We start from the raw sequence: 13,587 nt of genomic DNA on the forward strand, positions 1-13,587 counted from the left end.
AATTTGAGCTGTTTTATTGAATTTATGCATATTAACTATGGTTCATCATCCAACCTATCGGGCGTCCGGGCTGCAGTGCGCCGAGGATACAGCCTGTGCATTTTTGCGGCTAATGTAAAGCCAATATCTTATCCAGATATTCTAACGACAGAAGAAAAATTTAATAGAAACGTCACGACAAATGATTCAAAGCCATAGGGCGGTGATGTTGAAACCAGCGGTTAAATTCGCTGCTGGACAAGGGTTCTGAATAATAATAGCCTTGTATGATATCAACCTCTAAAAAACGCAGTTTAGCCAGTTGTTCTTCATGTTCAACACCTTCAGCAACAACAGATAGCTTCAATGCATGCGCCATATTGGTAATTGCCGTTACCAGCGCTTCCCCCTGCTGATCTTTACTAATATCAACGATAAATGCCCGATCAATTTTCAAACAGTCAAAGGGGTACTTTTTCAGATAATTTAACGACGAATAACCCGTGCCGAAATCATCCAGGGATAAACGCACACCACGGTCAACTAATTGATGCATAGTATTTAATACCGACTCCTGATTACCAAGCAGTAACCCTTCGGTTATCTCCACCTCTAAAGATGAAGGCCTGACTCCGGCAGCCGCCAGCGCCCTGTCAATCACATTCACTAAATCTCCGTATAAAAACTGCCTTGGAGAGACATTAACAGCAAGATAAAAATCATCTCCAAATTTTTTCTGCCAGATTTTCAGCTGCAGGCAGGCCTGCTCTATAACCCAGCTGCCTATACTGACTATTTCGCCGCTTTTTTCTGCAACCGGAATAAACTGATCCGGATAAACCTGTCCTAAATGATCGTTATACCAGCGGATTAATACTTCAGCTCCCATTAAACGGTCGTCCAGACTGCTGACAAAAGGCTGATATACAAGGCTTAGTTCGGAATTTGCAAGTGCTTTAGTTAAATATTTTTCGATGCGCATATTAGCCTGTAATGACTCTTCAAGCTCACCGCTATAAATCTGCGTTTGTTTCGAAGATGATGATTTTGCGGCATGCAGAGCAATATCCAGTTTTTTTAATAGAGCTTCAGTGCTTAACCCCTCATTGGGGCTGAATACAATGCCGATATTAACCGTAAGTTTAAGCTCAACATCCTGCAGCCTGACAGGAAATTCAAAAAAAGAGTGCAGCCGCTTAATTATTTTATTAAGAGCCTGCTGCGAATTTACCCTATGCAGAACAAAAGCAAATTCATCACCATTATAACGGCAGAGCATCGACAGCTGATCGCCGATCATGCATATTTTCTGCGCGGTATACTTTAAAGCCAGATCTCCAATTTCATGCCCAAGGGTATTATTAATTCGTTTGAAATCGTATAAATCAACAATACAAACTGCAGCGCTGTGATGCTCTTTAACGTTATTAAAATATTTTGTTAACTGGTTAATAAATACATTACGATTTAAAAGCCCGGTTAACGGATCATACTGCAGAAAATGTTCAATGGTTTGTGCGCGTTTTTCTAATCTGCTTACCTCTTTACCAATAATAACCAGCGAGCTGTTACTAATACTTTGTGAAAGTTTAAACTGGGAAAACTCAAATTCGTGCACCTCACCATGTGGATCGATAATCTCTTGTATGTAAAGAGGTTTCCCACTATTTCTTGCAGTAAAGCGGCTTAGGGAATTAACTAAAGCATGCGGGAATATATTCTTAGCACTCTTTCCAAGCACCTCGTCACTAGTCTGCCCCAGTAAATCACATAATAATTTATTAGCGATGATAATTTCATCATCGCTGTTTTTAACAAACACGATGTAGGGGATATGCTCAATAATAGTCCTCAACATCTGCTCCTTACCCTGAAGGAGCTCAAGCATCTCCTGCTGCCTGCTGATATCCCGGATACAGCCCTGCAGCTCCGGCCCGGCTGAACTTTTATTACTAACGGTACGGATCTCAGCCCAGATAATCGTACCATTTTTACAGATAAGCCTGCTTTGCTGAGAATGGGCTTGTAAATTTTCACGTTCGCTCTGTTCACTAATCGAATTAAAATCACCGGCATCATAAAATAATGAAGAGAACGGACGTAATAACAATTCTGCTTCGTTATAACCCAGAATAGATTCACTAAGTGCTGAAATAAAAGTGATACTGCCGGCAGGGTTCAAATGAAATAACACATTACTGGAATCTTGAATAAGCGCTTCGGCGATCTTTATTTCATGCTGTTCAAATGCTTCGCTCTGTTTTCTTTTGAGCTGCAGGGTAAAAATTTGATAACCCCAGAACAATGTGCTGAAAACAAGTAAGAAAATCATTTCTATCTGATTAACTTCTTCATTGCTGAGTTCACGGTTTAATAACGATGGAGATAGATTAATATAAAAGAAATAACAGGAAATAAGTATTAAAAAGTAACGTATGAGGATCGTCGCAGCATGGTTTTTTAACATAAGCCCCCCGAACTATTTATTAAATAAGAGTCGTAACTAGTTATAGTAAAAACCATCAAAAACCCAACAAAATAATGTCACATTTTTTACATTCAGGCAAAAAAAACCATGCAGAGCATGGTTTTTATTAAAGAAAGGAGGAAATTAAATATGGTATGGGGTGCTTAGCTCATGAACAGCATCAATAAATACCTTGGCGTTTTCAGGCGGCACATCAAGATGAATACCATGACCTAAATTGAAAACATGCCCGTTTCCTTTGCCGAACCCCTGCAGAATAGACGCGACTTCTTCTCTGATACGCTCGGGTGATGCATATAACATTGAAGGATCCATATTACCCTGCAGTGCTACGCGGTCACCGACACGCGCTTTAGCGCTCGCCATATCAATCGTCCAGTCAAGACCAATAGCATCACAGCCGGTATCAGCAATAGACTCCAGCCACTGCCCGCCGTTTTTAGTAAACAGGGTTACTGGTACTTTTTTGCCGTCATAGGTCCGCTGCAGACCGTCGACAATTTTTGCCATATACTGCAGAGAAAAATCTTTATAGTCACGCGGAGATAAAACACCTCCCCAAGTATCAAAAACCATCACAGACTGAGCACCGGCGGCAATCTGCGCATTTAAATAATCAATAACCGAATCTGCAAGTTTATCCAGCAGTGCATGTAAAATCTGCGGATCAGCAAAAGCCATTTTTTTAATCTTGGTAAATGCTTTTGAGCTGCCGCCTTCAACCATATAAGTTGCTAAGGTCCACGGACTGCCGGAGAAACCGATCAGCGGCACTTGACCTTTTAATTCGCGGCGAATAGTACGTACCGCGTTCATAACATACTGCAGCTCGCCTTCAGGATCCGGCATAATCAAATTATCAACATCCTTTCTGCAGGTAATAGGACGTTCAAATTTAGGGCCTTCGCCTTCTTCAAAATAAAGCCCCAGTCCCATTGCATCAGGAATTGTTAAAATATCAGAGAATAAAATAGCGGCATCTAAATCAAATCTACGCAGCGGCTGCAGTGTCACCTCACAAGCAAGCTCAGCATTACGGCATAACGACATAAAGTCACCGGCCTGAGCACGGGTTGCTTTATATTCTGGCAGGTAACGCCCTGCCTGACGCATCATCCATACCGGTGTTTTATCTACCGGCTGTTTTAATAACGCGCGAATATAACGATCATTTTTTAATTCAGTCATACTTATTTAATTCCATCAAAATTTAGATATGTTGCAAGTATGCTATCACTTTTAACATCTTTTATATTCAATAATTATTTATCAGGGCACAAAAATTTTCATTCTGATAACTAACGACACTGTTCGATTAATTTATCGATAAGTTTTCGTGCAAGTGTGCCGGGGTTCGGCAGCACAGGTAGATTATCAATATCGTACCAGGCGGCAGAGCAAAGCTCTTTAGGATCAATAGAGATATTTCCCGCTCTATATTCCGCGGTAAACCCCATCATCAGGGAGTGTGGAAACGGCCAGGGCTGGCTAGTAACATATTGAATATTTTTTATTTTAATACCAGACTCTTCATAAACCTCCCGTTCAACACAAGCCTCTAAAGTTTCTCCCGCTTCGGTAAAACCAGCCAGCGTTGTATAAACGGGGCGGTTATCTTTTTTATGACGCTGGTGCAGTGCCAGTAGAATTTGTTTTTCTTTACGGATGCCGACAATAATACAGGGGGAAACTCGCGGATAAACGCGGTGCTGACAGTGATAACATTTCATTGCAGTTTCCCAGTTAATGACCTGCATTTTTTGTCCGCACTGTCCGCAGAACTGATGTGTCTTATAAAACAACGATATTTGAAAAGCGCGCCCGGCCATATCGAATAAAGCATCATCTACAGTGCCAAGCAGTGAACGTAATTGAGAATATTCCCCCAGACCAACATCCGTCTTCTCCGGCAGCTCTACTAAATAGCAGGGGCTTGACTGATAATCTCCAATTTTTATTTTACCGGCAACCAGCTGCGCTGAAAAAGTTAAATCATCAAGACAGCCGTAAGGCACAAAGCTTCCCTGCGGCTGCAGCACAATTTCTCCCTGAGCAAGAATAAACCACCAGGCATTTTCCTGGTGGTTAATTTTCATATCTATTGATTTCATTTAAATTCCTTAACTGCTCGGATTACTTTTAAAAAAATAATATCCCATAAACAACAATCAGAAAGTCAATAATTCTGCACACTTAAATGGGCCTAGTAACAATTGACGGGATTGGCTGAAGCTCACAGTTATACAGGAAGATTATCTTCAAACTCAAATTCAAGTTGACGATCAGGAGAATTTTCTTTAGTTTTTAGTTTATGAAACCGATGTCTACTCAAAAGGAAGCTGTATGCTGACCAAATTAGAACAAGCAAAAGAAGAGTGGGGCGGCACCCTTACTGTTATTGACAACTGGCTGGAAGAACGTCAGAACCTGGTTGTTTTATATTGTGAATTAGCAGGTTTACCACCTTATCAGCAGGCAACCCGCTGTTTACCAGAACAAGAAAAAATAACTAAATTCTGCCAGCTGCTGCTCGACTACGCATCAACTGGACATTTTGAAGTTTACGAGCAGATCATTTCTCAATGTAAATTAGACGGTGAAAACAACCTGAAAATTGCACAGGAACTCTATTCACGTATCACCACCACAACCGATACCGCCCTGAACTTTAATGACAAATATGCGGAATCTGCCAATGACAAAGCACTGCTTGATTTTGACAGAGATCTGTCGGAATTAGGGCAGATTATGGAAGGTCGTTTTGAACGCGAAGATCAGTTATTAGAAGTTGTGCATCTGCACCATACTCTGGCGTAGAATAACAGCCGCCTAGAAACAAAAAAAACCAATACCGTAAAGCTGTATTGGTTTTTAATGTGTGCAGAAAATAACTATCTAAACGTTTACCGGAACCTGCGAATCCAAACTGTTTTTAAGTAATAAGAAATATTCTTCAATAAATTCAATTTGTGAAGCACTTGCAGGTTTGTCCCACAAACTTCCTAAAATCTGCTCAATATCCTCGACCAGCTTGTCACCTTCTGCAATAACCACAAGTCGAGTTTTATTACTCAACTGCGGCTGCTGCTGACAGAAACATAGAAGCATATCTGCAACTTGATCAGAGACAATATCTGAAATCAACTCGCCCTTATCAGAGCCCTTCTGTCCTTCAAAAATATCTAAATTGTCAGCAAAATAACTTATACAAGCATCATATGCATCGCTTTTTAATAACATCTAACTATCCTAATTAATTGGCATAATTACAATATAGTCATATTTACATAATTCACAATAGCCGCATGAAGCACATTAAATAAAATTTATATCTGCTTAAAGTTGTTTTTTATCATAATGAAGCGTAAGTCTGCGACATCTCTTTTAAGAACAGATCGCGGCGCTTAACAAAGGCTTTCTGCTGTTTCTGCGGCACTTTCTGTGACAGCGGCAGATCCACCTTCATCGCATTAACCGGTTTATTATAAACATGGAATTCGTAATGTAAGTGCGGTCCTGTAGATCGCCCGGTATTGCCTGATTTAGCAATTAAAGTGCCCATTTTCACACGCTGACCTTTACGCACCAGTATTTTACTTAAATGCAGGAAGCGAGTGGTATATTTTCGGCCGTGTTTAATCACAATATAATTACCAGCAGCCGGATGATAACCAGCCCGTATTACCACACCGTCACCAACTGCATATACTTTAGTCCCGGTGGGAGCGGCAAAGTCAGTACCGTTATGCGGACTGATCCTTTTGGTTATCGGATGCAGCCTTTTGTTATTAAAGGGAGAACTAATACGGTATTTTCCGTTAAGAGGATAACGGCGATAAGCCTTAGTTAAACCGTTACCTTCTGTGTCATAATAACGGCCGTCTTCATTTAAAAATGCACTGAAAGTCTGATGACGGGTCTTAATTAAAATCGCTAAAACTTCACTCTCAAAACTGTATTCACCGTCAATATACTTTTTGGCAACTAAGACATGAAAACTGTCACCGGGGCGAAGCTGACGGTTAAAATCAAACTTATCCTGCAGTGCACTGGATACCTGCTGAATCTGCCCGGCAGATAACCCCGCTTCTTTCGCATCAATATAAAAGCTGCCGTTGACACTTCCCTGGAAAGAGCTGTTTCGCCAGTCTCCTGGTTTTGTTTCTAATAAAGAAACATACTGCTCATCTTTTAAAGTGAAGGTTAAGGTGTTGGCACGATCGATAATAACTTTTAAAGCAAGCAGCTTATTTTCCGGACTGATTAACAGTTTTACATGCTGCCCCGGCAGTAAATTACCTAAACGCAGGTATTGTTTATCGACTTCTAATAATTCCTGCAGTAAAGCGGCTGACAAGCCTTCTTTTTGAAAAATCCCGCTCAAAGTATCACCGGCTTTAATTTCAACTTCAACTTCCTGATTGCCGGAAAAATCAGGCAGTGCTTTATCATATTCGCCTTTGTCGGCAGTTATCGGCTCTGCCACGGCATAATCATCGCTAGGGACAACCGCAGTAGGTAAAACCAGCTGACGTTTAATCGTTTTTTCTGCCGGATCCCGGGCAGGAATAAAGGAGATAACCAGCAGAAAGACAAAGAGAATAATTAAAGCAAAAAAGTGTTGTCTAGGCATATTGTTAATAAATGAAATAAACGCCTTTAAACGAGTCAGAAATAACATAATACAGCTCAATACAGTAGTCAGAATAGGAGATCGAGGGATCTAAAGCGGCCTAAGTATATCTTAAATCGACAGCTTTTTTTATAAAAAGTAATAAACATATATATTAATTAAATACGACTATTTATCCACCAGGATTTTCAGAAAACAGCTCATTTCTGCTTATACAAAAAAATATTATAGTGTTTTTCATCACAAAAAAATGTAAGATAGACGTCTAGATGGAAAAACATCTAAATCTATTCAAGCTATTATTATTTTAGGAGCTCACATGTCACGTGACTTATTTACTTCAGAATCAGTATCTGAAGGTCATCCGGATAAAATCGCCGATCAGATTTCTGATGCGGTACTTGATGCAATTTTAAAACAAGATAAAAAAGCACGTGTTGCTTGTGAGACTTATGTAAAAACCGGCATGGTGATGGTTGGTGGTGAAATCACCACTGATGCATGGGTTGATATCGAAGAGATCACTCGTAAAACCGTGCGTGATATCGGTTACACCAGTTCAGAAATGGGGTTTGATGCAGACTCTTGTGCTGTATTAAACGTAGTAGGTAAGCAGTCTCCGGATATCAACCAGGGTGTTGACCGCAGCGATCCGCACGAACAGGGCGCCGGCGACCAGGGGTTAATGTTTGGTTATGCAACGAATGAAACAGATGTTTTCATGCCTGCACCAGTTACTTACGCACACCGTCTGGTTAAACGCCAGGCAGATGTTCGTAAAAAGAAAATTCTGCCGTGGTTACGCCCGGATGCAAAAAGCCAGGTAACCTTTGCTTATGACCATGGTAAAATTGTCGGTATCGATGCAGTGGTACTTTCAACGCAGCATTCTGAAGAGATTAAACAGGATGATCTGATTGAAGCGGTAATGGAAGAGATTATCAAACCTGTACTGCCTGCAGAACTGCTGACTGAGCACACTAAATACTTTATCAACCCAACCGGCCGTTTTGTTATCGGCGGACCAGTGGGTGACTGTGGCCTGACCGGTCGTAAAATCATTGTTGATACCTACGGCGGCACAGCACGTCACGGCGGCGGTGCTTTCTCTGGTAAAGATCCTTCAAAAGTTGACCGTAGTGCGGCATATGCGGCACGTTACGTTGCCAAAAATATCGTTGCAGCCGGTCTTGCTGATCGTTGTGAAATCCAGGTTTCTTACGCAATTGGTGTTGCAGAGCCTACTTCTATCAGTGTTGAAACATTCGGCACAGAGAAAGTTAAAAAAGATCTGATCATCGATTTAATCCGTAAGCACTTCGATCTTCGTCCTTACGGCCTAATTGAAATGTTAGATCTTATTAAACCAATTTACCAAGAAACAGCAGCTTACGGTCACTTTGGTCGTGAACAGTTCCCTTGGGAATCACTAAATAAAGTTGAAGATCTAAAAGCAGATGCATTTTAATTTTTAATTACTTATTTCAGTTATTAAAAATACATGCTTAGTTTAGATGATAAGAAAGCACTCCAAGTCAAAGGTGAAGATTGTTTCATTCTGGCCGAGTGCTTTTTTGATCGCCCTTTTAAACGCCCTGCTTACCTGTTTAATCAACGAGGTAAAAGTGCCGGCACAGCACATCTGCAGCGTAATCTGATTAAATTCAATCCTGTCCTGTATAAACAGAACCAGGATGAGTTTCTGCAGCAGGTTGTTGCTCATGAAGTTGCGCATCTGATTACTTATCAGCTTTTTGGAAAGGTTCGCCCGCACGGCAGAGAGTGGCGGCAGGTGATGATTGAAGTATTTAACCGCCCGGCCAACACCACCCATAACTTAGATATTAAAGATGTTATCGGTCAGCAGTTCGAATACCGCTGCTTATGCACCAGCCACCAGCTGACGATCCGCAGGCATAATAAGGTATTAAAAGGGGCAGAATACTTATGTAAAAGCTGCAGAGGCATTTTGAGACCAAGCAGCTAGCTAGGCATACAAATCCATATCGGCTTAATTCAATCTATCCTAGCGGTTAAAATTATCTAAAATAATACCCGCCGCCGTCGTCGCGTTTAATGACTCTGCCTGATCTGAATTCAATGGGGGACGGGATTTTATCTCTTAACTAGCAACGTTTGAAATTATCTAAAATAATACCCGTCGCCATCGCCGCGTTTAATGATTCTGCCTGACTGAATTTAATGAGGGATAGTAATTTCCCCCTTAATTATCAGCGCTTAAAGTTGTCTAAAATAATACCCGTTGCCATCGCCACGTTTAATGATTCTGCCTGACCAAAGCTGGGAATGGTTATCTTATTTGTAATGAATTGCGCGACCTCATTTGAGATTCCATGTGACTCGCTGCCCATAACAATAAAAGCACTCTTCGCTAATGCTGTTTTATGAATATTATCACCTTCCAGAAAGGCACCATAAACAGGTTTGGACTGCTTAGATAAATACTCAGTTAAATTTGTAAAGCTCACCTGTACGCGGGCAAATGAGCCCATACTGGCGGCAATCACTTTCGGATTATAAAAATCTGCACAGTCGGGGCTGCAGACAACCTGTTCGATACCATACCAGTCAGCAACACGAATAATCGTACCTAAGTTTCCCGGATCGCCAACCTGATCTAATACTAAAATCAGCTCGTTACCACGAATCTGCGGCGATTCGCTTTGTTTACACTCAACCACAGCAATAACACTGTTATTTGAAACTAACGTACCGGCTTTTTTAAGCTCTTCTTCTGTTGCTTCAACAGTAACAGCAACCAGCCCTTTTTCTGCCAGCAGTTTAGCGTGTTCATTAATGTAACTGCACGTTGCAAAAATCTGTTTTACCGTAAAATCAGAGTTAAATAATTCACCGACATTTTTTTCTCCCTGCACTAAAAACAGGCCATGTTTTTTGCGCTGTTTTTTCTGCTCAAGAGCATGGATTAGTTTTAACTGATTTTTAGATATCATGATTTGTTTCCAATTTTTTAATAAAAGTACTGATTATTTAAGATAGCAGCACATTATAAGCGCATCTTCGCGGCCGTTTTCACTTGGGTAATAACCTTTGCGCCGATCTACTTCAACAAAACCCAGCTTGTGATACAGACTTAATGCATTCTCATTTGAAGCACGTACTTCCAGCCATATCTCCTGCTCATTATTAGCCAGCGAAAAATCCAGCAGGTACTGCAGCAGCATGCCCCCTAAGCCTTTACCCTGATGGTCAGGAGAAACAGCAATATTCATTAAGGTCACTTCCCCGGCAACCGAGCTTGCAACAAAATAAGCAAGCACCTGATTATCAGCTAATAACACATGATTAAAGTAGCGTTTTCCGAAATTACTCAGGAACAGTTTTTTTGACCAGGGGTGTGTATGACTCTGCTGCTCGATATTATGAACAGCCTCAATATCCTCCAGACTCATTGCTAAAATCTGCAGGTTATTTTTATTAATTAAAGGCACAGAATTGTTTCCATAGGGCTTTTTTATCTTCAGGATTGTCAGCAAGGCGCAGTAAAGAGGGAGAAGTTAATAACTTATGCCCATGGGGCTGATTGATTTCACCAACTGTTGTCCATATATATTCCGGTAAGTCTCCCTGCTGATCTTCAAACTCACTCATTGAGCAGTGATACACATCGTCCGTTTTAAACTTAAAAGCAGTAAGTATCTTTTCCATTAACGGATGCTGAAAATCTTCATCTGAACAGATCACTAATAACGAATAACGGCTTAAATCAACTGGATCTGCATTCTTAGAGCGGGGAAATAAATCTGGTTTACGGATCTGCCAGCGGGTGATTCCCATTTCTTGTAAATAAACAGCTTGTTGGTGCTTCATAGCAAGTCCAGTAAAAAATTCAGCGCGATTGTTCCGGCAAATATAACATTGAATAGGAGCTAATCGAAGTATTGATAATAAATTAACGGCTGTTAAAAACAACAAAACCGCAACGCACTGATGACGATGCTTCTCATGATTTGATAGATAATAGTTTACAGGTTATCAGAAACGAAAAAGGCTCAACAGTAAACTGTTGAGCCTTCATCTAAATGTGGCAGGGGTGGAGAGATTCGAACTCCCAACATACGGATTTGGAATCCGTCGTTCTGCCGTTGGAACTACACCCCTGTTGTTGAGCGCAATAATACCGAAACAGAAAATAAAGTAAAGCCCCCTTTGCAATAAAACGAATCAACTGCTTAGAAATACAGCAATAAGACAAAATACTGCTCAATAGACATTCAATTATTATCAGGCTCACTAAAATAGGAGTTATTCATAAATATGCGTAAGCACATCGGCACTTAATGTAAACAGCTTTTCTTTACGCTCATCACCTTTGTCAAACAACAGCACCATGGTTCTATAACCTTCCCCTCTCTGCTGATATTTTTGTTCAATACTAAAAGTAGCATTTTCATGAACGGCAGTGTCACGCATTGCTTTAACTGTCATCTGCTCTTCATAATCCTGATAATCCGTTGTTATATAGCTGTTATCAGCTATTTCACTGTCTTGAAAAGAAACAACACGCCAAGGCAGCTCACAGCTAGACTGATCAGCCGAACAGCGGTACCAGGTAAACTTAGCTTTTTGAAACTTTTCATGATCCACAGGATCGTTTAAAGATTCATTGGATAATTTCGCCGTCATCTGCGGATATCCCTGCATTTCAGTTAACGGGTCCAGATAAAATAAAATATCGATCAGATCGCCCTCGTATTTCCCTTCAAGTCCAGACCATACCCACTGGAAGGTCGATGTCTCAGAGTTCCAGTAACAGCTGACTTCTTCTGCTGTACATAAAGCCCAGCTGTCCTGCGCGGGGATACCATAATAAGCTTCAATCTCAAGTAACTCCTGAGGCCATATCGCAGGAACTTCCTCTTTTGGCGGGAGGGGAATGCCAGGTGTTACATCGCCGTCATTTTCAGGAAGCTGTACAGGAGGCTGAATTTCAGCAGGCGGTGTGCTCTCTGAATCACAGCCGCTTAAAGCAGCAGACAGGGATAAAAGTACAACAGGAGATATTTTTTTAAACATAGTGTTTTCCTTATATAGAAATTTTGCATATAGATGTTTAATTCACTCCGATTACAATAAACGATTAAAATCCTTATTTTGGAATATTAAAAATTCCTAAAAAAGATCCCCAGCTCTCTATCTTCGCTATTAATTTTCCGGGTAATGAAAAGTCCCAGAAAAATGATTATGAAAAATTTCACCTTTAAGTTAACTACTCGTAGCCAGCAGCTTCGCTCTGGTGTATTTTTATACTCTTACTACCTGAAGCAATTTAATAAGGATGTGACGCAAATGAGTAATCCAGCACCATTAATCAAACCAGCGAATCCTAACTTTTCATCGGGGCCATGTGCAAAACGCCCGGGTTATGATGTTAATAAGCTGGACATTTCAACACTAGGGCGATCGCACCGCTCGGCTGCCGGTAAAGATGCGCTGCACAAGGTGATCAGTGATACTGCGGAGCTGCTGCAGTTACCAGAAGGTTACCGCGTGGGGATCGTGCCGGCGTCGGATACCGGAGCAATGGAGATGATCATGTGGTCTATGCTCGGTGCCCGCCCGGTTGATATCTGTTACTGGGAGTCATTTGGTCAGGGCTGGTTTGCAGATATCACTAAACAGTTAAAGTTACAAAATGTAAATCCGTTAAGTGCTGATTACGGTTTACTACCTGATCTGTCACGGGTAAATCCTGATAATGATCTGGTCTTCACCTGGAACGGCACCACCTCCGGCGTGAAAGTTGAAAGCGGTGATTTTATTGCAGATAATCGCCGGGGCTTAACTATTTGCGATGCAACCTCTGCGGTATTTGCCATGCAGATGCCCTGGGAAAAACTAGATGTAACAACATTCAGCTGGCAGAAGGTATTAGGCGGCGAAGGCGGACACGGTGTTATTATTTTAAGTCCGCGTGCGGTTGAGCGCTTAGAGAGTTACACACCAAGCTGGCCGCTGCCGAAAATATTCCGTTTAACAGCAGGCGGCAAACTAATTGAAGGTATCTTTAAAGGCGCTACCATCAACACCCCTTCTATGCTTTGTGTTGCTGATTATCAGGATGCATTAAACTGGGTAAAAGAGATCGGCGGGGTACAGGCAAGTATTCACAAGTCTTTGAATAACCTTGCGGTATTAGAAGCTTATGTGTCACAAAACAGCTGGATTAATTTCTTAGCAGAAAACCCGGCAAACCGCTCCAATACCAGCGTCTGTTTATCGCTTGATTTAGATGACACTCAAATTAAACAGTTTATAAAACTACTGGCAGATAATCAGGCTGCCTATGATATCGGCGCCTATAAAGACGCACCAAGCGGATTACGTATCTGGTGCGGCAGTACTGTACAAGAAAGTGACTTAACAGCACTTTTACCATGGCTTACCTGGGCTTACCGGGAAGTCTCAAAATGAATCAACAAACCTGATAAAAGGTTGGAGCAAA

At 41.2% G+C, this 13,587-nt stretch carries 13 protein-coding genes and 1 tRNA gene; 4 read left to right on the plus strand and 10 right to left on the minus strand.

Going from position 1 to position 13,587, the window contains the following annotated elements; translation table 11 throughout:
- Nucleotides 1–172: 172 nt before the first annotated feature.
- The 3 genes from G337_RS0108630 to nudC all read right to left on the minus strand — a co-directional run bounded on the left by G337_RS0108630 (nucleotide 173) and on the right by nudC (nucleotide 4,578).
- Nucleotides 173–2,446, minus strand: coding sequence for a sensor domain-containing protein (locus G337_RS0108630; RefSeq protein ID WP_028863533.1), 2,274 nt, complete (start codon nucleotides 2,444–2,446; stop codon nucleotides 173–175).
- A 144-nt stretch (nucleotides 2,447–2,590) separates the two neighbouring features.
- Nucleotides 2,591–3,655, minus strand: coding sequence for a uroporphyrinogen decarboxylase (gene hemE, locus G337_RS0108635; protein WP_028863534.1), 1,065 nt, complete (start codon nucleotides 3,653–3,655; stop codon nucleotides 2,591–2,593).
- A 110-nt stretch (nucleotides 3,656–3,765) separates the two neighbouring features.
- On the minus strand, nucleotides 3,766–4,578 hold the full coding sequence (gene nudC, locus G337_RS0108640) for an NAD(+) diphosphatase (protein ID WP_028863535.1): 813 nt from the start codon (nucleotides 4,576–4,578) through the stop codon (nucleotides 3,766–3,768).
- A gap of 232 nt (nucleotides 4,579–4,810) precedes the next feature.
- On the opposite strand from nudC, the gene G337_RS0108645 reads away from it, so the two are divergent.
- Nucleotides 4,811–5,284 (plus strand): Rsd/AlgQ family anti-sigma factor, encoded by a 474-nt coding sequence (locus tag G337_RS0108645; protein WP_028863536.1) that lies wholly within the window; start codon nucleotides 4,811–4,813, stop codon nucleotides 5,282–5,284.
- A gap of 78 nt (nucleotides 5,285–5,362) precedes the next feature.
- Here the strand turns inward: G337_RS0108645 and G337_RS0108650 are convergent, their stop codons facing one another.
- Together G337_RS0108650 and G337_RS25880 are read right to left on the minus strand one after the other, a co-directional pair.
- On the minus strand, nucleotides 5,363–5,707 hold the full coding sequence (locus tag G337_RS0108650; RefSeq protein WP_028863537.1) for a DUF3802 family protein: 345 nt from the start codon (nucleotides 5,705–5,707) through the stop codon (nucleotides 5,363–5,365).
- 112 nt (nucleotides 5,708–5,819) lie between these two features.
- Entirely contained in the window at nucleotides 5,820–7,148 is a 1,329-nt protein-coding gene (locus tag G337_RS25880) for a peptidoglycan DD-metalloendopeptidase family protein (RefSeq protein WP_037027263.1), read from the minus strand.
- Between the two features lie 271 nt (nucleotides 7,149–7,419).
- Here G337_RS25880 and metK point away from each other — a divergent pair, with 271 nt between their 5' ends.
- Together metK and G337_RS0108665 are read left to right on the plus strand one after the other, a co-directional pair.
- Nucleotides 7,420–8,568: a methionine adenosyltransferase gene (gene metK / locus G337_RS0108660; RefSeq protein WP_019616479.1), complete on the plus strand. Its 1,149-nt coding sequence runs from the start codon at nucleotides 7,420–7,422 to the stop codon at nucleotides 8,566–8,568.
- Between the two features lie 33 nt (nucleotides 8,569–8,601).
- Nucleotides 8,602–9,087: a SprT family zinc-dependent metalloprotease gene (locus G337_RS0108665; RefSeq protein ID WP_028863538.1), complete on the plus strand. Its 486-nt coding sequence runs from the start codon at nucleotides 8,602–8,604 to the stop codon at nucleotides 9,085–9,087.
- Nucleotides 9,088–9,331: 244 nt separating this feature from the next.
- On the opposite strand, the gene G337_RS0108670 is transcribed toward G337_RS0108665, so the two are convergent.
- The 5 genes from G337_RS0108670 to G337_RS0108690 all read right to left on the minus strand — a co-directional run bounded on the left by G337_RS0108670 (nucleotide 9,332) and on the right by G337_RS0108690 (nucleotide 12,158).
- Nucleotides 9,332–10,075, minus strand: a complete 744-nt coding sequence (locus G337_RS0108670) for a TrmH family RNA methyltransferase (protein ID WP_028863539.1) — start codon at nucleotides 10,073–10,075, stop codon at nucleotides 9,332–9,334.
- Nucleotides 10,076–10,108: 33 nt separating this feature from the next.
- Nucleotides 10,109–10,573: a ribosomal protein S18-alanine N-acetyltransferase gene (gene rimI / locus G337_RS0108675; protein ID WP_028863540.1), complete on the minus strand. Its 465-nt coding sequence runs from the start codon at nucleotides 10,571–10,573 to the stop codon at nucleotides 10,109–10,111.
- Nucleotides 10,560–10,952, minus strand: a complete 393-nt coding sequence (locus G337_RS0108680; protein ID WP_028863541.1) for a DNA polymerase III subunit psi — start codon at nucleotides 10,950–10,952, stop codon at nucleotides 10,560–10,562. The genes rimI and G337_RS0108680 overlap by 14 nt, the downstream gene beginning before the upstream one ends.
- A 215-nt stretch (nucleotides 10,953–11,167) precedes the next feature.
- A tRNA-Trp gene (locus G337_RS0108685) sits at nucleotides 11,168–11,243 on the minus strand.
- A gap of 144 nt (nucleotides 11,244–11,387) precedes the next feature.
- Nucleotides 11,388–12,158, minus strand: a complete 771-nt coding sequence (locus tag G337_RS0108690; RefSeq protein WP_028863542.1) for a hypothetical protein — start codon at nucleotides 12,156–12,158, stop codon at nucleotides 11,388–11,390.
- 273 nt (nucleotides 12,159–12,431) lie between these two features.
- On the opposite strand from G337_RS0108690, the gene G337_RS0108695 reads away from it, so the two are divergent.
- Nucleotides 12,432–13,556 carry a phosphoserine transaminase gene (locus G337_RS0108695; protein ID WP_028863543.1) on the plus strand — a complete coding sequence of 375 codons (1,125 nt, stop codon included), beginning with the start codon at nucleotides 12,432–12,434 and terminating at the stop codon, nucleotides 13,554–13,556.
- Nucleotides 13,557–13,587 lie beyond the last annotated feature (31 nt).

The sequence above is a fragment of the Psychromonas aquimarina ATCC BAA-1526 genome, from assembly GCF_000428725.1.
Taxonomy (GTDB): domain Bacteria; phylum Pseudomonadota; class Gammaproteobacteria; order Enterobacterales; family Psychromonadaceae; genus Psychromonas; species Psychromonas aquimarina.

Excerpts from the sequence above, each read along its gene's own strand:
- G337_RS0108630 (WP_028863533.1), bottom strand. The coding sequence starts at position 2,446 with ATGTTAAAAAACCATGCTGCGACGATCCTCATACGTTACTTTTTAATA.
- hemE (WP_028863534.1), bottom strand. The coding sequence starts at position 3,655 with ATGACTGAATTAAAAAATGATCGTTATATTCGCGCGTTATTAAAACAG.
- nudC (WP_028863535.1), bottom strand. The coding sequence starts at position 4,578 with ATGAAATCAATAGATATGAAAATTAACCACCAGGAAAATGCCTGGTGG.
- G337_RS0108645 (WP_028863536.1), top strand. The coding sequence starts at position 4,811 with ATGCTGACCAAATTAGAACAAGCAAAAGAAGAGTGGGGCGGCACCCTT.
- G337_RS0108650 (WP_028863537.1), bottom strand. The coding sequence starts at position 5,707 with ATGTTATTAAAAAGCGATGCATATGATGCTTGTATAAGTTATTTTGCT.
- G337_RS25880 (WP_037027263.1), bottom strand. The coding sequence starts at position 7,148 with ATGTTATTTCTGACTCGTTTAAAGGCGTTTATTTCATTTATTAACAAT.
- metK (WP_019616479.1), top strand. The coding sequence starts at position 7,420 with ATGTCACGTGACTTATTTACTTCAGAATCAGTATCTGAAGGTCATCCG.
- G337_RS0108665 (WP_028863538.1), top strand. The coding sequence starts at position 8,602 with ATGCTTAGTTTAGATGATAAGAAAGCACTCCAAGTCAAAGGTGAAGAT.
- G337_RS0108670 (WP_028863539.1), bottom strand. The coding sequence starts at position 10,075 with ATGATATCTAAAAATCAGTTAAAACTAATCCATGCTCTTGAGCAGAAA.
- G337_RS0108680 (WP_028863541.1), bottom strand. The coding sequence starts at position 10,952 with ATGAAGCACCAACAAGCTGTTTATTTACAAGAAATGGGAATCACCCGC.
- G337_RS0108690 (WP_028863542.1), bottom strand. The coding sequence starts at position 12,158 with ATGTTTAAAAAAATATCTCCTGTTGTACTTTTATCCCTGTCTGCTGCT.
- G337_RS0108695 (WP_028863543.1), top strand. The coding sequence starts at position 12,432 with ATGAGTAATCCAGCACCATTAATCAAACCAGCGAATCCTAACTTTTCA.